Source organism: Methylobacterium sp. NEAU K (genome assembly GCF_030700285.1).
Taxonomy (GTDB): domain Bacteria; phylum Pseudomonadota; class Alphaproteobacteria; order Rhizobiales; family Beijerinckiaceae; genus Methylobacterium.
In genome coordinates this window covers 20090-40831 of the sequence record NZ_JAUYZJ010000001.1, presented here as the reverse complement: position 1 = coordinate 40831, position 20742 = coordinate 20090, and the positions used below count along the sequence as shown (strand labels likewise).

Sequence of the window (20742 nt, the reverse complement as noted above, 5' to 3'; positions counted from 1 at the left end):
CGGAACAGGCCGCGATCCGCCAGGGGCTGGCCTGGATCGCCCGCCCGGGCGCCGGATAGGGGTGCGGTATGCCCGTCCCTCACGCAGGCGAGCAGAAGCCGCCGCGGCCTGCGCGGCCACAGCGGTTTGCGTCGTCCGGTATTGATGAGGCGCGAAGCGCCCGAGATCAGGCCGCGGCGGCCGGGGTCTCGGCGAGCTTCTTGTGAATCTCGCGCTTCAGGAGGCGGGCAGTCTGCGACAGGTCGCCCTCGCCCGCCTTGATCAGGAAGGCGTCGAGGCCGCCGCGGTGCTCCACCGAGCGCAGGGCGTGCGCGGTGACGCGCAGGCGCACCCGCTTGCCCAGCGCGTCCGACTGGAGCGTGACGTTGCACAAGTTCGGAAGGAACCGGCACTTGGTCTTGTGGTTCGAGTGGCTCACGAGGTGGCCGACCTGAACGGCCTTGCCGGTGAGTTCGCAGCGGCGCGCCATGATGACTTAAAATCCCGTCTCGTTCCGCCCGAGCAGACCCGATCGCGGCCGGCGCGATCATCGTCGCAGCGGGCGTCGCCCAGTGCGTTTTCCAGGTCCGGCGGAGTCCTGTTGAAGGCGCGAGCCTATAGGCGACCTGCCCCCGATGCGTCAAGGTGCGGATGGACGTACGCAGCCGAGATCGCGGCGGCCGAGCGTCCAACGGTCTGTTAACCACGATGCCGGGATATAGCCGTCATCCGCTCGTAGAAGGCCCAGGCACCGCCTGCAACGAGCGTCGCGAGGCTGCCTTGGGAGGCGGTCTTGGCCCGAATTCCCTGGGATGCGATCCGGATCATGAGCGCCACGCCTGTCCGTCGGACGACCAAGCCTCTGACGACGCGTCTCCTGGGCGTCGTCCTCGCTGTCGCGGCCCTCGGCAACCCGGCCGATGCGGCGCCGCGCGGGAAGCGGGCCGGCGCGGCGGCCCCCGCCACGGTGGCGATCGATTACGGCATCAACCTCGCCGGCCTGCCGATCGGCACCGCGCGTCTCGCCGGGGCGTTCGAGCGCGACCGCTACGTCATGGACGTGTCGGCGGTGCTCACCGGCCTCGTCGGGGCGATCACCGGCGGCAAGGGCTCGGCCCGGGCCTCCGGCACCTTCGCGGCCGCGCCGCAGCCCGGCGCCTTCTCGATCGCAACCCATACGGCGAGTTCCGGCATCGCGGTGCGCATGGCGGTCGCGCACGGCAACGTGGTGCAGGCCGAGATCACGCCGCCGCTGATCGACATGCAGGATCGGGTGCCGGTCACGACCGCAGACAAGCGGGGCATCATCGATCCGGTGAGCGCGCTTCTGATGCCAGCGCAGGGGCGGGGCGAGCCGCTCGATCCGGGCAATTGCAACCGGACGCTGCCGGTCTTCGACGGCGCGACCCGCTTCAACGTGGTGCTGAGCTACGCCGAGACCCGCGACGTGCAGAAGCCCGGCTATGCCGGCCCCGTGCTCGTGTGCAGCGCGCGCTACCAGGCGGTGGCCGGCCATCGGCCGGACCGGCCCGGGGTGAAGTTCATGGAGGAGAACCGGGAGATGTCGGTTTGGCTCGCGCCCGTCGAGGGGACGCGGGTGCTGATCCCGCTGCGCATCTCGGTGCTCACCACCATCGGCACCAACATCATCGAGGCGACGCGCTGGAGCCAGGGCGCCACGGGGACGGCCGGCACCGCCGGCGCGAGCGTCGCCCAGGCGAGCCTGCCCGGGCAGTAGCGTCGGCCGCGATCCGCCTTTGACCGGCGGTCGATTTCCGGGCACGCCCATCCGGCGCGACAGCCGCGACAGGGAGGGGCCAGGGCAATGCCGAAGGGCTACATCATCGTCCGCATGACGGTCACCGATCCGGAGACCTACGCGGCCTATGCCGAGATGGCCTCCACGGCGATGCGCCTCCACGGCGCCAAGCCCCTGGTGCGCGGCGGGCGCTGCGAGGCCCTCGAAGGGGAGGCGCGGCCGCGCAACGTCGTGCTGGAATTCGATTCCTACGACGCGGCGCGGGCTTATTATTTTTCTCCTGAATACCAGGAAGCCAAGGCCAAGCGCCTGCCCGCCGGCATCGGCGAGGTCGTGCTGGTCGAGGGGGCCGGCTGAGCCTGGCCCGCGTCAGGCAGCCAAAGGCGCGCGGCCGTAATTTTTCGCGTAGGCGTTCTCGACGGCCGGGATAATCTCGACGATCGCGAACCATCGATCCCAGAACGCCGTCTCGCGCAGAGCCTCGACGACGCATTCGTAGGCGTGGTGGTCGTTGGCCTCCCAAATCCAGAGATCGGTCACGCGGGCGCTGTAGAATTCCGCGTCGTAGAAGCGCAGCTTCACCGTTTCGGCGTGTTGGCGCAGGATCGGCTCGAACACGTCCCGCAATCGGGTGAAGCGATCGTCGATCGACAGGGCGAGCCATTCAGGGGACGTCTTCACGAGCATGAAGACCGTCAGCTTGGGATCGAAGGTCTGGTCGGACATGGGAATTACCGCTCCATGGGTCTGTCTGGACGCGGCGATGATGCCTCCGGCTGTCCCGGCGGCGAACTCGCATTCATGACCGCCGGGACGACGCGCGGACGGGCTCTCAAGCCGCGGAAAAGGCCGGGACAATCCCGCTCCGCCGAAACGGTGCGGACGATTCTCGAAGGCGCGGCTCGCGTTCTCGAGGAGCGCGGCCTTGCCGGCTACACGACCAATGCCGTGGCCGAGCGGGCCGGCGTCTCGGTCGGTTCGGTCTACCAGTACTTCCCCGGCAAGGACGCGCTGACCGCTTCCCTGGTGAACCGGGAGACCGGCCTGCTCGTGGAGGCGGTGCGGGCCGCAACAGCGGCGGCGACGCCGGGGCACGGCCTTCGCCTGATCGTGCGTGCGGCTGTCGCCCACCAGATGGCCCGGCCGCGCCTTGCGCTCCTGCTCGATCGGGAGGAGAGCCGGCTCCAGCTTGCCGAGAGCCTGGACGCGGTCACCCGGGCGATCACGGACGCGATCCTGGCGCTGCTGGCGCGCTTCGAACCCGCTCCGCCGGTCGAACCTGAGACGGCCGCGGGAGACCTGTTCGCGCTCCTGCGGGGTATGGTCGATGCGGCGGGCGAGCGGGGCGAGCGGGATCGCGGGGCACTGGAACACCGCGTCCTGCGCGCGGTGTTCGGCTATCTCGGGCTGCCGCAGGAGATGCCGCAGGCCGCGCAGGCGATCGCCCGCCGCAGGCCGAAGGGGTAGCCGGTCCGGAGTCCGCGACCCTCGCGGGCGCCTCGATCGCCTACGAGCGCGTCAGACAAAACTTGAGATCCCGCGCGATCGAGCGCCACCGAACGGTATCGCTGTGCACGGATCTATAGATGCCGGATCGGATATTCCCGATCACGCTCCACAGGGCCAATCCCCGGTGACGCGTGACATAGACGCCCCTTCTGCACTCCAATTGGCGCAGGGCTCTCTGGAAGAAGTGAAGCGCCTTGGCGCGATCGAAGAGGGGGAAATCGGCGACGGTGTCGTGCGGCAGATCGCGGATCACATCGATCATGCCTGACGTGGCCGATATATAGTCGTCGAACACTTGAATGGGCTTTTGAGCATTGGCTTTCCGGCCACGGCGGCCGTCGCCGAAGAGATTCGCTGCATGTTGCCGGTATTTGACCAACGGAAGATCCAGCTCAGCCGTCTCCCCGACCACCTGGCCCAGAAACATGATCCATCGATCGTGTGCGATTTTCTCCTTGGGAGCGATGAAATCCGTGAACCGAGCATTGATATCCGCCAGATAAAGCAACTCGCGGCGAAAAACGATCGAAAATCCGAAGAACGTCAGCCACGGATCGTAGCTGAGAGGCGGCTTGATACCCGCCTGACGAATGCCCTGCGAGAATTTCACCAGCCTGCCGGTGGATTGTTCCAAGCTGGCAGCGGAATGAACGATCAGGGAAATATTCTTGTTGCAAAAATAGGCTGCGGCGCACTCCAGTTTCGTCAAATCCCAAATATCATCCTGGTCGCAGAATGCAATGAAGTCGCCTTTGGCATCCAAAGATGCGGCCAAAAAATTGTCCCTGAAGCCGAGATTGACCGCATTCACCTTAATGATGATTGGAATATCGCAATGGCTCGCTACCGAACGGACGATCGCCAACGTGTCGTCCGTCGAACCATCATCGGAGATGATGACCTCAAGCGGCTTGAAACTTTGGCTGATGACGCTTTCGAGCTGCGAACGGATAAATACTGAACCGTTGTACGTAGCAATGACGACGGAAACAGTTTTGCCAGCAGCATCCACCCCAAACGGTCCTGACATTTCACATCTTTAAATTGTAATCTTGGATCGACATTGAGCACCGGCGCCCGCCCTGCGCGACCGCTTTCTTGTTCTGCCATTACTGTATCATGGCCCGCTAAAGTTGGAAACGCAGGTCTTTTCGAGCTCGATAAGATATTGCACGGCCCTCGACGGGGTACGAGGGAACGCCTTGCTCTCTGTACTGCTGTTCCATTTGGGCCTATGGCTCGATGCCCAGTTCCTGGCGATCTAGGAAGGCCTGTCGGTCGTTACCTTTTTCCCGCGAGGAGATGCGTCCTCGCGCGCCTGCGCCCGCCGGACACGACATGTGCCCCCACAGAATTCACGGCGATCAGATTCCTTAGACTGGTCTCAATCATCGTCCCGTCCATTCTGATCGGCGCGCCCTGCGTCCGCACGCGGACCGACAGGCCGAATCCGGGGCACAGGCAGCCGCCGCCGTACTGACGATCCTGTTGGAGCTGACCAATCGTCTATATATCGGCGCCCCAAGCCGGCGAGGCGATACCGCTGCAAGGTCCCGCCGTCGGCGAAAGCGTCCCATCCCGAGAAAACGCAATATGGCGTTCGACCCGGCCTTGAAGAATCGCCCTGCCAGCCTGTGATCGCCCGCCCTTCCGTTGCCGCATCTCTGGAGCGGGTGGGGACCGCGAAATGCGCCGCGATCCGCGACGATCGAGCGCGGCGCTCTACGGCCGCCGAATGGTCCGGCACGCGGGCCCATGGCGGCGCATCACGTCCGGAGGCCAAAACACACAGCCCTTCGCCGCATCGCCCGCGGAAGCGCTCAAATTTTTCATCTTCCCGGCGATAATCCGCGCATGTGCCCGCTTCGCCTCCGAATCGCCTTCGCCTTGACCACCGGCGCTTTCGCCGGATCGGCCGTTGCGCATCCGCTGACGGCCGGATCCGCCCGATCCGGTTGCGGCGGCGACGCCTTCTCGTCGGCCGAGGTGATCGAGCACCGCCCGCCGCGGCACGGCCCGCTCACTGCGGTTCCCGATACGCTGTGCGCCGACGTCGCCCCGCAGCCCGGGACGCCGACCACGCAGATCGACATCTACCCGCAGGTCGGGCCGGATGTTGGAACTGGCCGCGGTAGCATCCCATATGGGGGTGGCTCGACCCGGCCCTATCGTCCCTGACGCGACCGGCCGACCGAGTCTTCCCCGCACGCGCCACCACGGCGCCGCGACGGCCTTCCCGTCCGAAGGAACCGCCGACCATCGACGCGCCGCTCCGCCCCCTCCCCCGCCGCTCCCTGCCCCGCGATGTCCGCGCCCGCGGCGTCACGGCGGTCCTCGGGCCGACCAACACCGGCAAGACGCATCTCGCCATCGAGCGGATGCTCGCGCACCCGACCGGCATGATCGGTCTGCCCCTGCGGCTGCTCGCCCGGGAGGTCTACCTGCGGGTGGTCGCCAAGGTCGGCCCCGAGAAGGTCGCGCTGGTGACCGGCGAGGAGAAGATCAAGCCGGACCGGCCGCGCTACTGGATCTGCACGATCGAGGCGATGCCCCGCGACCTCGACGTGGCCTACGTCGCCATCGACGAGATCCAGCTCGCCGCCGACATGGATCGCGGCCACGTCTTCACCGACCGCCTCCTCTACGTGCGTGGCCGGGAGGAGACGCTGCTCATCGGCTCAGCGACGATGCTGCCGCTGGTCCAGGACCTGATTCCGAACGTCCACACCACGACGCGGCCGCGGCTTTCGAACCTGACCTTCGCGGGCGAGAAGCGGCTGTCGCGCCTGCCCCGGCGCACCGCGATCGTCGCCTTCTCGGCCGAGGAGGTCTACGCCATCGCCGAGCTGATCCGCCGCCAGCGCGGGGGGGCCGCGGTGGTCCTCGGGGCGCTTTCGCCGCGGACACGCAACGCCCAGGTCGAGATGTACCAAGCGGGGGACGTGGATTACCTCGTCGCCACCGATGCGGTCGGGATGGGCCTGAACCTCGACGTCGACCACGTCGCCTTCGCGGCGAACTGGAAATACGACGGCACCCGCTTCCGCAAGCTCACGCCCGCCGAGATGGGCCAGATCGCCGGCCGCGCCGGGCGCCATCTCGCGGACGGGACCTTCGGCTCCACGGGACGCTGCCCGCCCTTCGAGGCCGAGATGGTCGAGCGCCTGGAGAGCCACGATTTCGATCCCTTGCGCATCCTGCAGTGGCGCAATCCGGATCTCAGCTTCGGCAGCCTGGAGGCGCTCCAGGCGAGCCTCGACGAGCACCCCCGCGAATCGGGTCTCACGCGCGCACCCATGGGCGAGGACCAGCAGGCGCTCGAGATCCTGATGCGCGAGGACGACATCCGCGACATGGCGCGGAGCCAGTCCACGGTCAGGCGGCTCTGGGACGTCTGCGGCGTGCCGGATTACCGCAAGGTCCACCCGCAGGTGCATGCCGACCTGGTGGCGCAGCTCTTCCGCTTCCTCATGAAGGGCATGGCTGGACGCATCCCCGATACGTGGTTCGCCGAGCACGTGGCGATGATCGACCGCACCGACGGCGACATCGACACGCTGTCCCGGCGGATCGCCCAGGGGCGCACCTGGACCTTCGTGGCCAACCGCCCCGATTGGCTGCGCGACCCTGAACATTGGCAGGGCGAGACACGTCGGGTAGAGGACAGGCTGTCAGACGCCCTGCACGAACGCCTCGCGAGCCGCTTCGTCGACCGGCGCACAAGCGTCCTGATGCGGCGCCTGAGAGAGAACACGATGCTCGAAGCCCAGATCACCGCCGACGGTGACGTCACCGTCGAGGGTCAGCATGTCGGTCACCTGCATGGATTCCTATTCGTCCCGGACGCCAGCGCCGAGGGGCACGAGGCTAAGACTCTGAGGAGCGCCGCCGAGAAGGCGCTCTCCGGAGAGATCGAGTCTCGGGCCGACCGCTTCGCGGCGACCGCCGATTCGACCCTCGTGCTGTCGCATGACGGCACGATCCGCTGGACCGGGGCGCCCGTCGCCAAACTGAACCCCGGCGAGAAGCTGTTCGCCCCGCAGATTCGGCTGCTCGCCGATGACAGCCTGACAGGGGCGCACCGCGAGAAGGTCGAGGCGCGGCTGGATGCCTGGCTGAAAGCCACCATCGTCCGCCTGCTCGGCCCGCTCATGGAGATCGAGACCGCTGCCGACCTCACCGGCCTCGCCAAGGGTATCGGCTACCAGGTGGTCGAATCGCTCGGCGTGCTGGAGCGCTCGAAGGTCGCCCACGAGATGCGCAGCCTCGATCAGGAGGGCCGTGGGGCGCTCCGCCGGCACGGGGTGCGCTTCGGCGCCTACCACATCTTTCTGCCGGCCCTGCTGAAGCCGGCACCGCGCACCCTTGCGGCGCAGCTCTGGGCCCTGCGCAACGGCGGCCTCGACCAGCGCGGCCTCGACGAGATCGCGCATCTCGCCGGGTCCGGCCGAACCTCGATCAAGGTCGATCGCGAGATCGCCAAGGGCCTCTACCGGGCAGCCGGCTTCCGCGTCAGCGGCGAGCGGGCGGTGCGGGTCGACATCCTGGAGCGGCTCGCCGACCTGATCCGTCCGGCCATCGCCTATCGCCCCGGCACCACACCGGGCGCCCCGCCGGACGGCACGGCCGACGGCGATGGTTTCGTGGCCACCGTCGGGATGACCTCCCTGGTCGGCTGCTCGGGCGAGGATTTCGCCTCGATCCTGAAGTCGCTGGGCTACACGTCGGAGGGCCGCCCCGGCCCCGCCATCACCGTGCCGCTGCTCCCGGCCGCCGCGACCGCGCCGGTCGCGGTGACCGCGGCCTCGGAACCCGTCCCTGCGAGCGAGACCGAGGCGACGGGCGAGGAGGCAGAGGCCGCGGCCAGAGCCGCGGAGGCCGACACCGCCGGCGACGAGGCCCCGATATCAGATGCGGAGCCGGCGGAGCACATCGCCGACGCGCCGTCCCCCGAGGCCGAGGGTACGCCCGGGACCGATGCCGAGCCCCAGCCCGTGGAATCCGTGGCCGAGTCCGGACCGGAGCCGGTGACCGAGGAGCCGACCCCGACGGAGGACGTCCCGGCCGAGGCCGCGGAGGCCCCCGAGGCCGGAGCCACCGCGACGTCCGACGCCGCCGAATCCCAGTCCGAGCCGACCGAGGCCGCTTCCGTGGCCGACGCGGCGGATGCCGACGCCGTCGGCCCGGACAGTGAGGCTGCCGCGGAGCAACCGCAGATCGAGGTCTGGCGCCTGCAGCGCCACCAGCGTCCGGCCCATCCCCGCCCGCAGAACCGTCCACGCGGCGCAGGTCGGGGGCGCGAGAGCGGCCAGCAGGGTCAGCACCAGGGACCGGGACGTCCGGAGGGCGGGCGGCCCGAGCACCGACGTGCCGAGGGCGGCGAGCGCCCCGGCAACGAGGGCGGCCCGCGCGGCGGGCGCGATCGGGGGCCCCGCCGCGACCGCTTCGAGGGCGGCCGTCCGGAGCGCCGGGACGATCAGCGCAGTGCCGAGCAGCGCCAGTCCGGTCCGCGGCCCGACCAGCGTCCGCCGCGGCGCGAGCGGGCCCCGGATCCCGACTCGCCCTTCGCCAAGCTGGCGGCGCTCAAGGCCCAGCTCGAGGCCGGCGACGGCGGGAAGCGCTGACACCCCCGGATGCGGGAGGATCGGCAGCGGCTCGACAAGTGGCTGTGGTTCGCGCGCTTCGCGCGGACCCGTTCGCTGGCCGCGCGCCTCGCCGAGGACGGCTTCGTTCGGGTCAACGGAACGCGGGCCGAGAACCCGGCCAAGGGTGTCGGGATCGGCGACGTGGTGACGGTGGCCGCGCCCCACGCGACCCTGGCCGTGCGGGTGCGCGGCCTCGGCGAACGGCGGGGACCGGCCCCGGAAGCACGGCTTCTCTACGACGATCTGGCCGGCGGTCCGACGAGCGACAAGCCGCCCGGGTGATGAGACGGTGCCACAGCGGCCGGGCGAGAAGCGGATCGAGGGCGCCGTGCGGCGCCCGCGCGCTTGTCAGTCCGGAAGGCAGGGTCTAGAGCCGTTGGCATCCGAAGGCCCGGGCTCCGAACCGGGTCGCGCGGCGCACCATCGACGCGCCACCCGGGCGCGCGGGCCTGCAAGGTTCCGCCTGGATCGACCGGTATTTTTGGGACGAAGATAGCCGATGACCTACGTCGTCACCGACAATTGCATCAAGTGCAAGTACATGGACTGCGTTGAGGTCTGTCCGGTGGACTGCTTCTACGAGGGCGAGAACATGCTCGTCATCCATCCGGACGAGTGCATCGACTGCGGCGTCTGCGAGCCGGAATGCCCGGCCGAGGCGATCAAGCCGGACACCGAGTCGAATCTCGAGACGTGGCTGAAGCTCAACGCCGACTACGCCAAGAGCTGGCCCAACATCACTCAGAAGAAGGACGCCCCGACCGACGCCAAGGAATGGGATGGGGTAGCCGGCAAGCTGGAGGCGTATTTCTCGGCCAATCCCGGCTCGGGGGACTAAGCGGGTCCGCAGCCCCGCTGAAGCCGGACCTCGGCTCGCCTCACGATGTTGCGATCGGGGATGCCCTGCCGGACAGCCTGTGGATCATCGGCAAAACGACCTTCGACCCGCGTTAAGTGAGGCCCTGATCCGCGGCCACGTCATTTCTCTCCGGTACGGCCGGTGTAAAAACTCTTGGCGGCCGCGCTCGCTCCGCGCGTGCTTCTTCAGGGATGCTTTGATCTGCGCGTCGGATTGTGATACACAATCCGCCTGCCGTCGCTTGCGCCAGACGTGCTCCCTCCGGCCGAAACACCTTCTGTTTCCTTGGATTAGGAGTTGCACGCGAACGACCGCCGAGGGTGCCCTCGGTGGACGTTTCAGGCGTTTGCACGGCCGCGCCGGGGAACGCCCGGGTTCTCGCCCGTCATGGAGCGCGGATCCCGGGAACGGCGAGGCAAACCGGGTATCCCGCCCGGAAGAACACGGTTTCGCGCGGCGCCGAGCGTCGCGCGCCAGTGGAGGCCCTTCTCGCATGACCACAGCCAAGAAGACGACGACCGCAGGCCGGCAGGGCTTCAAGACCGGCGAGGCCGTCGTGTATCCGGCCCACGGCGTCGGTCGCATCACCGCGATCGAGGAGCAGGAGATCGCGGGCTACAAGCTTGAGCTGTTCGTCGTCTCGTTCGAGAAGGACAAGATGGTCCTGCGCGTACCGACCGCGAAGGCCAACAGCGTCGGCATGCGCAAGCTCGCCGAGCCGGAACTGGTGAAGAAGGCCCTGGACGTGCTGACCGGCCGCGCCCGGATCAAGCGGACCATGTGGTCGCGGCGCGCCCAGGAATACGAGGCCAAGATCAACTCCGGCGACCTGCTCGCGGTCACCGAGGTGGTTCGGGACCTCTTCCGCTCCGAGGCGCAGCCCGAGCAATCCTATTCTGAGCGCCAGCTCTACGAGGCGGCTCTCGACCGGATCGTGCGCGAGATCTCCTCGGTCAACCGCATCACCGAGACCGAGGCGCTTAAGCTCATCGAGCAGAGCCTCGCCAAGTCGCCGCGCCGCGCCAAGAACGAGCCCGAGGCTGAGGCGGACGGGGACGACATCCAGGAAGAGGCCGCCTGAGGCGCCCTCCACCGTTGCGACGACATGAAGCCCGGCCCCAAGCGGCCGGGCTTTTTCTTGGCGTTCTGCAGGTGAAATTCGCCTTCCTTCGTCATCGCGGCGGAGGACCGGGGACTGGACGACGCGGCGCCGAAACCCATTTCATCCACGGGAACACGATATCGTGGCCGTCCGACTGTCTCACTGTGGGGCATCGCGACGGAACTTTCGCGTTTTGCCTTCCGTTGTCGGTTGCCTGGCGTCGCTCTCCGGTGACGCCCTGCGGGCTGGACAAAGGTTTGGCGCCGCAACAGCACTCGGCAACAAGAGGCAGGCGGGATGGCTGAGATCGCGGGAATTCGACGGCAGTTCATACGGACTGCGATGGAGGCGCCTTTCCTGGCACGGGAGGAGGAGCGCGGCCTCGCCGTCCGCTGGAAGGACAATCGTGACGAGCGTGCCCTTCACCGCCTGATCTCCGCCCACATGCGCCTCGTCATCGCTCTGGCGGGGCGTTTTCGTCACTACGGCCTGCCCATGGCCGACCTCGTCCAGGAGGGGCATGTCGGCCTGATGGAGGCCGCCGCCCGGTTCGAGCCGGAGCGGGACGTCCGGTTCTCGACTTACGCCACGTGGTGGATCCGGGCTTCGATCCAGGACTACATCCTGCGTAACTGGTCGATCGTGCGCGGCGGGACCTCCTCGGCCCAGAAGGCCCTGTTCTTCAATCTGCGCCGGCTGCGCGCCCGGCTGATGCAGTCGACCGAGGAGCATGTCGGCGACGAGATCCACCGTCGCATCGCCACCGCCATCGGCGTCTCGCGCGATGACGTGGCCTTGATGGATGCCCGCCTCTCCGGCCCCGACCTGTCGCTGAACGCGCCCGTGGGCGAGGACAACGACGCCTCCTCGGAGCGGATGGACTTCCTGGTCGACGGTGCCGCGCTGCCGGACGAGACCGTGAGCGCGACGGTAGACGGCGAGCGGCGGCTCAGCTGGCTGCAGCAGGCCCTCACGGTCCTCTCCGAGCGTGAGCTGCGCATCCTGCGCGAGCGGCGGCTCGCCGAGGATCAGGCTACCCTGGAAGCGCTCGGGCAGCGCCTCGGCATCTCGAAGGAGCGGGTCCGCCAGATCGAGAATCGCGCCCTGGAGAAGCTGCGCCGCGCCCTCGCCGACCGGTTCCCGGCGGCCACCGGCAGCCCGCATATCGGCTGATCGCCCGGCGACACGACCACACATCGACCTTGAGAAGCCCGGCCGGACAGGCCGGGCTTCTCGCGTTTCGGAACCCCGGGCGTCCCGGGCTGGACGTCCGCCGGGCCGCAGCGGAAACCTAGGCCCCCTGGATCGCCGTGCTCCGCTGCTCCTGGCGGCGCCTGCGCCGGCCGGGCTCGGGAGTCGCGTCGAGCCAGATCACCAGCGCCAGCGCGGCCAGCGCCGGCACCCCCAGCGCGAGGAACGAGCCCGTCCAACCGAATAAGCCGTAGGACAGGCCACCATACCAGCCCGACAGGGCGCCCCCGACTCCCTGCACCGCATTGACGCTGCCCAGCGCCGTCTGGGTGCGGCCGGAGCCCCAGGTCAGGTCAGCGACGATCACCGGCACGGCCACCCCGACGATGCCCGAGGCCACGCCGTCCAGAATCTCGGCGGTGATGAGCCAAGCCGGGTCATCGATCAGGCCCGACAGGACGGCCCGCACCGGCAGCACCGCGAAGGCTACCAGCAGAAGCTGGCGCCGCCCGCGCCGGTCCGCGAGCGAGCCGGCGAACAGGGCCACCGGCACCATCACGAGTTGCGCCACCATCACGTAGCGGGCGGTCCAGGTCGTGGCGTCGGCCGCGGTGGCCACGAGCTTCTGCCCGAGCAGCGAGAGCATCCCGCCGCTGCCGAGGTTGAACAGAGTCAGCGCCATAGTCAGCACCAGCAGGCGCCGGTTGCCGAGGACCTGGCGGATGCCGCTGCGCTCCGGCTCGCCCTCCTCATCCTCCTTCCAACCCACCGCCCGGCGGCGGTTCCAGGCGCTGGCCGGCGTCGTCAGTGTCGCGGCGATCGCGGCGACCGCCATTCCCCCAAGCACCCAGAAGGCGATCGCGGGGCCGAAATAGCCGGTGCCGAGGCTGATGCCGCCGGCGGCGATCAGGATGCCGACGTGGTTGAAGGCCTGGTTGCGGCCCTGCTGCTTGGGGAACCGGTCCTTGCCGACGATCCCAAGGGTGAGCGCCGAGACTGCCGGCAACAGCAGGGTGCCCCCGGCCGCCGCGAGCAGTTGCGCGACGAGCACCGCGGGGAAACTGCGCGCCGGCAGGAGCAGGAGCGTGCCGGCCAGGATCCCCGCGCAGGCGAGCACGACGAGCAGGCGCGGGTGGGGCAAGCGGTCGACCAGGGCCCCGAACGGGCCGCTCAGGAGCAGCGTGCCGAACCCCACGAGCGTGATGACGAACCCGACCCGCGCCGGGCTCCATGAGGCCGCCTCCGCCAGCCATGTCCCGAGGAACGGCCCGAGGCCGCCCTGGATGTCACCGATGAACAGGTTGATCAGGGCGAGGTGTGCGGTGGGGGCCATGCGATCCAGGTCTGGCGAGGGGACCCGGACCTGGACTCTGCCCCCGGTACGGTCAAGCCCGGCCGCGGGATCGGCGCACATCCGCCTCGCGCGCTCACGGATCCGGCCCGCTCTGGATCGGCCCGTCGCCGAACGATCCGTTCGCGGTCGCGACTTCGACCAGACTCACGAAGACATCGGCCACCTTCGCCCCGGGGTCGCACCCGAGATAGCGGACAATGGCGGCGGAGAAGGCGCGCTGCCGCGCGATGCCTCGGGTGGCGTCGGCGGCGGCCTATCGCTGTCCCGGCGGCCGCTAACGGGGCCACCGGGACGGTTTAGAGCGTCAGGAGGCGAGCGGGCCGGTCGCGCCGGCGCCTTGGGTTTCCATGGCCTTCTGGCGATAGAGGGCGACGAAGTCGATCGGGTCGATGTACAGGGGCGGGAAGCCACCGTTGCGCACGGCCTCGGCCACGATCTGGCGGGCGAACGGGAACAGCAGGCGCGGGCACTCGATCATCACCGCCGGGTGGAGCTGGTCGGCGGGAATGTTGACCATCCGGAAGACGCCCGCGTACTTCACGTCGAACGCGAACAACACTTCGCCCTGGACCTTGGCGTCGCCCTCAAGGATCAGCTCGACCTCGAAGTCGGTCTCGGAGAATTGCTGGGCGTTGACGTTGACTTGAATGTTGATCTGCGGGCCCTGGCCTTCCTTGGGCTGGAGCGAGCGCGGCGCGTTCGGGTTCTCGAAGGAGAGGTCCTTCGTGTACTGCGCCAGGGCGTTGATCGTCGGCGCATCGCCCTGCGGCATGCCGCCGCCGTTGCCGTTGGCTGCCGGGGAGTCGGCCATGCGGATCATCCTTCTCGATCGGCCGGCACGGCCGGCGCGGGTTGTCGCGGCGGGAGCCGCTGGACGGCGCCGCGGAACGGCCCGGAAGGCAGCGCCGCTAACACGCGCGCCAGGCATGGACAAGGAGCGAGCTTGTCTGGCGCTGGCGGTCCCCCCACCGGCGCCCCATATCGAATCTGGTTCGGGTATCGCGGTATTCCGGACTTGTACAACCGGCTCGCTCCTTGTGCGTTGGTCGGATATGAGTCGCCCAGACCCGCGAGCGCTTTGCCGGCGCCGCACCGCGCAGGACCAGGGCAAGGGGCATGAGGTCCCGCCGCGGCCACCATCGGATCGGTGATGCAGGACAGCTTCGACGTTACGACGATCATCTTCCTCGCCCTCGCGGTCTTCGTGATCTGGCGTCTGCGTTCGGTGCTCGGTCAGAAGACCGGTGCGGAGCGCTCGCCGTTCAAGCCGGTCGATCGCAGCCGCACCGAGCCGCAGGCCCGGTCCGAGGGCGACAATGTCGTGCGCCTGCCCGGCGCCGACCGGGTGCAGCCCGCCCCGGCTTCCACCCCTGCGCCGCGCGATTGGCGCGGCATCGCCGAGCCCGGCTCCGAGGTCGCCCGCGGCCTCGAGGCGACCGTGCAGGCGGAGCCGGGTTTCGATCCGCGCGCTTTCATCGAGGGCGCGAAGGCGGCCTACGAGGCGATCATGATCGCGTTCGCCAAGGGCGACCGGAAGACCCTGCGGGGGCTCCTCTCGAAGGAGGTCGGCGAGGCCTTCGAGCGGGCGATCGCCGAGCGCGAGCGCAACCGGCAGACCTTGGAGACAACCTTCGTGTCCATCGACAAGGCCGAGATCGTCGCCGTCGAGGTGCGCAATCGCGTGGCGCAGATCACCGTGCGCTTCCTGTCGAACCTGATCACCGCCACCCGCGACGCGGAGGGCAAGGTCGTCGACGGCAGCGCCGAGGCCGTGGTCGAGGTGCCCGACGTCTGGACCTTCGCCCGCACCCTGGGCTCGCGCGACCCGAACTGGCAGCTCGTGGCCACCGAGGCCGGCGCCTGATTTCGTGACCCCGTTGCCGTGCCGAACCCGCTTGCCTGCCCCGGAGGTTTTCCGGCCGCCCTCCTCGCGACGGTAAGCGCTTTCGCTGCCGCGCTCCCTCTTGTCGTGGCGGCATCCGGTCCGGCGAGGAGCGCGCCCGCCGTCACCGCGAGCGCCGTACCCATTGAAATCGGCGGCGCGACCCTGGTGCCCGTGCCGTTCGACGCGCTGCCGGGCTTCCCGGGTCGCGACCCCGCCGCGGCCCTGGAGGCGTTCCAACAGGTCTGCGCGGCGCCGATGCCTGCGACGCCACAGGCCGCCGGCGTCGCGGGCGATGCGGCTGCCCTGTCCGCCGCCTGCTCGGCCGCCTCGGGCGTCGGGCCGGATTCGGCATCCACGTTCTTCCGGGACCGATTCGACGCCTTCCGGGTGGTGCGGCCCGCGGCCGAGCGCCCCGGATTCCTCACAGGCTATTTCGAGCCGGAGCTGGAGGGCTCGCTCGCGCCGGGGCCGGACTTCGAGACGCCGGTGCTCGCCCGGCCCGACGACCTCGTCTCCCTGAGCCCGGGCGAAACCCGGCCCGGCCTCGACCCGGCCCTGCGCGCCGGCCGCGCCACGGCGGATGGCTTGACGCCGTACCCCGACCGCGCCGCGATCGAGGACGGGGCTCTGGGCGCGCATGCCCGGCCGATCCTCTGGCTGCGGGATGCGGTCGACCTGCTGGTTCTGCAGGTCCAGGGCTCCGGGCGCGTCCGCCTCCCCGACGGGGGCACGGTCCGGGTGCTGTACGACGGGCGCAACGGGCAGCCCTACACGGCAGTGGCCAAGCTGATCGTCCAGGAGGGTCATCTGCCGCTGGAGGGCCTGACGTTGGCCCGCTGGACGGGATGGCTGCGCGCGCATCCCGAGACGGCCAGACGCCTGATCCGCGCCAACGCCTCCTACATCTTCTTCCGCCTCTCCGAGGTGGCGGACCCGGCGCTGGGGCCGCCGGGCGCCGCGAACGCGCCGCTGACACCCGGCCGCAGCCTCGCAGTCGATGCGGGGGTGTGGCGCTACGGGCTGCCGTTCTGGCTGGCCGGCCAGCTTCCGGGCGGAGCACCGGGCGAGGCCGGGCGCCTCGTGGTCGCGGCCGACACGGGTTCGGCGATCGTCGGACCGGCCCGGGGCGACCTGTTCGTGGGGACCGGCGCGCAGGCGGGGATCGCGGCCGGGAACCTGCGGGATGCGGTCGGCTTCGTGGTGCTCCTGCCGAAAGCCGCCCCGGGCCGCGAGGTGGCGCCATGAGGCCGCCGCGCCGCTCGCGCCGCCTCACCGCCGGGGAGGCCCGGCTCTGGGGCGAGATCGCCAAGCTGGTGACGCCGCTGCCGGGCCGCGCGACACCACCTCCTGAGTTGGCGCCCGCGCCGGCCCCGGCCGCCGCCATGCCGACGCTGATGGACCCGATCCTGAAGCCGACCGCGCGGCCGGCCGCCAAGAGGCCGCGCCAGAAGCTTCCGCCTCGACCGGCAGCCGAGCCCCCGCATCCGGTCACCGCTGCGCCCTATCAGGCCCCGCCTCAGCGCCACGCCCCACCGGCGGGTTTGGAGCGACAGGCCAAGGTCGGTCTGCGACGCGGGCATCTCGCGGTCGAGGCACGGATCGATCTGCACGGGATGGTGCAGGCGGAGGCCCATGCCGCGCTCACTGGCTTCCTGCTCCGCGCGCGGACCGCCGGACACGCCTACGTGCTGGTCGTCACCGGCAAGGGCGGCCAGGACAAGGGAGGATCGGGCTACCCCGACGCCTTCGCCGAGCGCGGCGTGCTCCGGCGCAGCGTGCCGCACTGGCTGCGAGGCGCGGAACTGCGCGGGATCGTCATCGGCTTCGAGGAGGCCGCGCGCCACCACGGTGGTACCGGCGCGCTCTACGTCCGGCTGCGCCGCCGCTGAGCGGAGGCTCCGGCGCGTGACACGGAGGGGCGGCAAACCGCGCGGGGCCCGCACCGTTGCGGTCGGCGCCGAACCCGCCGATATCCGAAGCCGGCGCACAGGGCGCCGCCAACGCAAGTCCCGAGAGCGATGCCGGAGCTTCCCGAGGTCGAGACGGTGCGGCGGGGACTGGCGCCCGCGATGGTCGGTGCCCGCTTCAGCCGCGTCACCCTGCGCCGGGCCAACTTGCGCTTCCCGTTCCCGGACCGTTTCTCCGCGCGCCTGGAGGGACGCACCGTTGTCGATCTCACCCGCAGGGCGAAGTACCTCACGGCAGCCCTCGATTCGGGCGAGACGCTGATCATGCATCTCGGCATGAGCGGCCGGTTCGACGTGGCACTGCCCGACGGCAGCAACCTTTCGCCGGGGGATTTCTACCTGGAGGGGGCGCTCGGCACGCCCAAGCACGACCATGTGGTCATGGCGATGAGCACGGGGGCCACCGTCACCTACAACGATGCCCGTCGGTTCGGCTTCATGGACCTCGTCCCGAGCGAAGCTCTTGACGGCTGCCGACACTTCGCCCGGATGGGCGTCGAGCCCCTCGAAGGGCTGACGGGGGCTGTCATCGCGCGCCTCTTCCGCCACAAGATCGCGCCGCTCAAGGCCGCGCTCCTCGACCAGCGGCTGATCGCGGGCCTCGGCAACATCTACGTCTGCGAGGCCCTGCACCGCGCGCGCCTCCACCCCGAGGCCCCGGCGGGCCTCCTGGCCAAGCCCGACGGGCGGCCGACGCCCAAGGCCAACGCGCTGGCGAAGGCGATCGTGCAGGTGCTGGAGGAGGCCGTGAAGGCCGGCGGCTCGACCCTGCGCGACTACGCCCATACCGACGGCAGTTCGGGCGCGTTTCAGCACGCCTTCCGGGTTTACGACCGGGTCGGTGAGCCCTGCCGCCAGCCGGGATGCCGCGGCTCGATCACGCGGATCGTGCAGGCCAACCGCTCGACATTCTTCTGCGAGACCTGCCAGCCGCTAGCTTGATATGGTCGTTGACCGGCCAGGGGCCCCGACCGGACCCCTGTCGCTATGCAAGACGGCATTTTCGCCACAAACCCGGCTAGGGTCGCAAGCCTCGACGCGCTCACCCGGTTGCGGGCAGCCGATCCCGGCCCGCGACGCGAGACGGGTCGCGCGGGCCCATACAGGATCCCGATGTTCTTCCGCCGATCAAAGACGTCCGCGCCCGAGACCACCGCGCAGGATTCGACGGACGAGCCAGCCCTGCCGCAGCGGCTGTCGCCGCGCTCGCCGGGCGAGGCGATCAAGCCGACGGCCGCGCCGCCGCCGCCGGATAAGCCGGTGCGCGAGCGCAGCGGCCTCGTCGGCATCATCAGCGGTGCCCTCACCTTTGCGGTCGTCATCGCCATCGCGGCGATGATCGGGATCACCCTGTTCCAGCGGCAGGTGCGCGAGCCCGGCCCCCTGGCGGTCGACAAGGTCGTGGTGATCCCGACCCACAGCGGCACCGGCGAGATCGCCGAGGCCCTGAAGCGCGAGGGCGTGATCGACCATACCGGCCTGTTCGAGTTCGCCGCGCGCTTCGGCGGGCGGCCGCCGTTGCGGGCCGGCGAATACATGTTCAAGGCGCATGCGAGCATTTCGGATGCGCTCGACACGGTCACCACCGGCCGGCAGGTGCAGCACGCGATCACGTTCCCGGAGGGTCTGACCTCCGAACAGATCGTGACGCGGCTCAATGACAACGACGTGCTCACGGGCGAGGTGAATGAGATCCCGGCCGAGGGCACGCTTTTGCCCGACACCTACAAGTTCGAGCGCGGTGCCACCCGCCAGCAGATCGTCAATCTGATGAAGACCAAGCAGCGCGAGGTGCTGAACCAGATCTGGCTCCGGCGCAGCGCCGACGTGCCGGTGCGTACCCCGGCCGAGATGGTCACCCTGGCGTCGATCGTCGAGAAGGAGACCGGCCGCGCCGACGAGCGCCCGCGGGTGGCCGGCGTGTTCATCAACCGCCTCAACAAGCGGATGAAGCTGCAATCCGATCCGACGATCGTCTACGGGCTCGTGGGCGGCCGCGGCACCCTGGGGCGGGGTATCCTGCGCTCCGAGATCGAACGGGCGACCCCGTACAACACATACGTGATCGAGGGCCTGCCGCCGGGGCCGATCGCCAATCCCGGCAAGGCCGCTCTGGAGGCGGTGGCCAACCCCTCCCGGACCAAGGACCTCTATTTCGTGGCGGACGGCAGTGGCGGGCACGCCTTCGCCGACTCGCTCGAAGGGCACCAGCGCAACGTCGCCCGCTGGCGCGCCGTGGAGAAGAGCCGTCAGGCGCCCCCGGACGCCGTCGACAAGGTCGAGCCCGGGCCCGACCCGAGCACGCCCGGCCGCGCCTCGGCCTTCGCGCCCGGCGGTGCCCCGGCGGGCAACGCGCCCAACACGAACGCGGCCTTCGCCCTCGACGCCGGCGCACCGAGTTCGCGCGCTTTCGACGCCTCCGAAGGGACGCGGCTCGATCCGCTGAAGAACCGCAGCTACGATCTGGGCTCTCCCAAGACCGTTCCGGCGCTGAGCGAGCCGACGCCCGCACCGCGCGGTCGCCGATAGGCGGGGTTCGTTCCCGCACCGCCTCTTCCCACCGGGACGATCCGTGCTACAGGCCCCGATCTTAACGAGGACGGGGGTCGACGTGGCCCAGATCGCGAGCATGACCGGCTTCGCCCGGGCGGCGGGCACCACCGGGCCGGTGCATTGGGCCTGGGAGGTCCGCAGCGTCAACGGGCGCGGCCTCGACGTGCGCACCCGCGTGCCGGCCGGCTACGACGGGCTCGGCGAGACCGCACGCACCGCCCTCCAGAAAACCCTGGCCCGGGGCCAATGCCAGCTCACCCTGACGCTGACCAAGCCGGAGACGGCCGCCCGCGTGCGGATCAACGAAGGGTTGCTGGCGAGCCTCGCCCAGGCGGTCGCCCGCGTGCCGGTGCCCGCGGGCGTCGCACCGGCGACACTGGACGGGCTTCTTGCCGTGCGCGGGGTGATCGAGATCGACGACGAGGCGGGGGCCGAGACCGAATCGCTCGCCCGGGACCTCGCCGAGGGCGTGGTCCGGCTTGTCGCCGACCTGGTCGAGGCGCGCCGCGCAGAGGGGCGCCAACTTGAAGAGGTGGTCACCGCTCAGGTCGCCCGGATCGCCGCGCTGACGCAGGCCGCGGAGGACAACCCGGCCCGCCGGCCCGAGGCGGTGCGCGCCCGGCTGGCCGCCGCCGTCGCGGCGCTGGGTGAAAGCGGCCTCGATCCGGACCGCCTGCATCAGGAGGCCATGCTGCTCACCGCCAAGGCGGACGTGCGCGAGGAGCTGGATCGGCTGCACGCCCACGTCGCCAGTGCGCGCGAGCTGCTGGCCGCCGGCGGCGCCATCGGCCGGCGACTGGATTTCCTCGCCCAGGAATTCGGCCGCGAGGCCAACACCCTGTGCGCGAAGGCCAGCGACATCAGCCTGTCGCGGATCGGCCTCGACCTCAAGGCCGTGGTCGAGCAGTTCCGCGAGCAGGTCCAGAACATCGAATGACG

General features: G+C 69.9%; 19 protein-coding genes. 14 read left to right on the top strand and 5 right to left on the bottom strand.

All coding sequences use genetic code 11. From position 1 onward, the window contains the following. Positions 1–166: 166 nt before the first annotated feature. Positions 167–469, bottom strand: coding sequence for a 50S ribosomal protein L28 (rpmB, locus tag Q8W67_RS00185; RefSeq protein ID WP_305539022.1), 303 nt, complete (start codon positions 467–469; stop codon positions 167–169). A gap of 336 nt (positions 470–805) precedes the next feature. On the opposite strand from rpmB, the gene Q8W67_RS00180 reads away from it, so the two are divergent. Then, positions 806–1717, top strand: a complete 912-nt coding sequence (locus Q8W67_RS00180) for a DUF3108 domain-containing protein (RefSeq protein WP_305539020.1) — start codon at positions 806–808, stop codon at positions 1715–1717. 87 nt (positions 1718–1804) lie between these two features. Continuing rightward, the gene (locus tag Q8W67_RS00175) at positions 1805–2095 is read left to right on the top strand and encodes a DUF1330 domain-containing protein (protein ID WP_305539018.1); all 291 of its coding nucleotides are present in this window, start codon (positions 1805–1807) and stop codon (positions 2093–2095) included. Between the two features lie 12 nt (positions 2096–2107). On the opposite strand, the gene Q8W67_RS00170 is transcribed toward Q8W67_RS00175, so the two are convergent. Next, complete coding sequence (locus tag Q8W67_RS00170) at positions 2108–2464, bottom strand: darcynin family protein (protein ID WP_305539016.1); 357 nt, start codon at positions 2462–2464, stop codon at positions 2108–2110. A 150-nt stretch (positions 2465–2614) separates the two neighbouring features. Between Q8W67_RS00170 and Q8W67_RS00165 the strand changes: the two genes are divergently transcribed. Beyond that, entirely contained in the window at positions 2615–3205 is a 591-nt protein-coding gene (locus Q8W67_RS00165; RefSeq protein ID WP_305539014.1) for a TetR/AcrR family transcriptional regulator, read from the top strand. Positions 3206–3245: 40 nt separating this feature from the next. Here Q8W67_RS00165 and Q8W67_RS00160 read toward each other — a convergent pair whose 3' ends face one another. Then, the gene (locus Q8W67_RS00160; RefSeq protein WP_305539012.1) at positions 3246–4259 is read right to left on the bottom strand and encodes a glycosyltransferase; all 1014 of its coding nucleotides are present in this window, start codon (positions 4257–4259) and stop codon (positions 3246–3248) included. Between the two features lie 1366 nt (positions 4260–5625). Here Q8W67_RS00160 and Q8W67_RS00155 point away from each other — a divergent pair. From Q8W67_RS00155 to Q8W67_RS00135, 5 genes are all read left to right on the top strand, one after another. Further along, entirely contained in the window at positions 5626–8871 is a 3246-nt protein-coding gene (locus Q8W67_RS00155; RefSeq protein WP_305539010.1) for a helicase-related protein, read from the top strand. A 9-nt stretch (positions 8872–8880) separates the two neighbouring features. Next, entirely contained in the window at positions 8881–9174 is a 294-nt protein-coding gene (locus Q8W67_RS00150) for an RNA-binding S4 domain-containing protein (RefSeq protein ID WP_305539008.1), read from the top strand. A 217-nt stretch (positions 9175–9391) separates the two neighbouring features. Further along, entirely contained in the window at positions 9392–9730 is a 339-nt protein-coding gene (fdxA, locus tag Q8W67_RS00145) for a ferredoxin FdxA (protein ID WP_305539006.1), read from the top strand. A 514-nt stretch (positions 9731–10244) separates the two neighbouring features. Next, the gene (locus Q8W67_RS00140; protein WP_305539004.1) at positions 10245–10832 is read left to right on the top strand and encodes a CarD family transcriptional regulator; all 588 of its coding nucleotides are present in this window, start codon (positions 10245–10247) and stop codon (positions 10830–10832) included. Between the two features lie 318 nt (positions 10833–11150). Beyond that, positions 11151–12026, top strand: coding sequence for an RNA polymerase factor sigma-32 (locus Q8W67_RS00135; protein WP_305539002.1), 876 nt, complete (start codon positions 11151–11153; stop codon positions 12024–12026). A 118-nt stretch (positions 12027–12144) separates the two neighbouring features. On the opposite strand, the gene Q8W67_RS00130 is transcribed toward Q8W67_RS00135, so the two are convergent. Then, positions 12145–13377 (bottom strand): MFS transporter, encoded by a 1233-nt coding sequence (locus Q8W67_RS00130; protein WP_305539000.1) that lies wholly within the window; start codon positions 13375–13377, stop codon positions 12145–12147. A 325-nt stretch (positions 13378–13702) separates the two neighbouring features. After that, on the bottom strand, positions 13703–14209 hold the full coding sequence (gene secB / locus Q8W67_RS00125) for a protein-export chaperone SecB (RefSeq protein WP_305538998.1): 507 nt from the start codon (positions 14207–14209) through the stop codon (positions 13703–13705). Between the two features lie 339 nt (positions 14210–14548). On the opposite strand from secB, the gene Q8W67_RS00120 reads away from it, so the two are divergent. The 6 genes from Q8W67_RS00120 to Q8W67_RS00095 all read left to right on the top strand — a co-directional run bounded on the left by Q8W67_RS00120 (position 14549) and on the right by Q8W67_RS00095 (position 20740). Further along, positions 14549–15262, top strand: coding sequence for a Tim44/TimA family putative adaptor protein (locus Q8W67_RS00120; protein ID WP_305538996.1), 714 nt, complete (start codon positions 14549–14551; stop codon positions 15260–15262). Between the two features lie 105 nt (positions 15263–15367). Next, complete coding sequence (locus tag Q8W67_RS00115) at positions 15368–16528, top strand: murein transglycosylase A (protein ID WP_305538993.1); 1161 nt, start codon at positions 15368–15370, stop codon at positions 16526–16528. Beyond that, positions 16525–17172, top strand: coding sequence for a Smr/MutS family protein (locus Q8W67_RS00110; RefSeq protein ID WP_305538991.1), 648 nt, complete (start codon positions 16525–16527; stop codon positions 17170–17172). Before Q8W67_RS00115 ends, Q8W67_RS00110 begins: the two co-directional genes overlap by 4 nt. Positions 17173–17301: 129 nt before the next feature. Then, positions 17302–18192: a bifunctional DNA-formamidopyrimidine glycosylase/DNA-(apurinic or apyrimidinic site) lyase gene (mutM, locus tag Q8W67_RS00105; protein ID WP_305538989.1), complete on the top strand. Its 891-nt coding sequence runs from the start codon at positions 17302–17304 to the stop codon at positions 18190–18192. Between the two features lie 171 nt (positions 18193–18363). After that, positions 18364–19779: an endolytic transglycosylase MltG gene (gene mltG, locus Q8W67_RS00100; RefSeq protein ID WP_305538986.1), complete on the top strand. Its 1416-nt coding sequence runs from the start codon at positions 18364–18366 to the stop codon at positions 19777–19779. 100 nt (positions 19780–19879) lie between these two features. Beyond that, positions 19880–20740 carry a YicC/YloC family endoribonuclease gene (locus tag Q8W67_RS00095; protein WP_305539629.1) on the top strand — a complete coding sequence of 287 codons (861 nt, stop codon included), beginning with the start codon at positions 19880–19882 and terminating at the stop codon, positions 20738–20740. Positions 20741–20742: the final 2 nt, after the last annotated feature.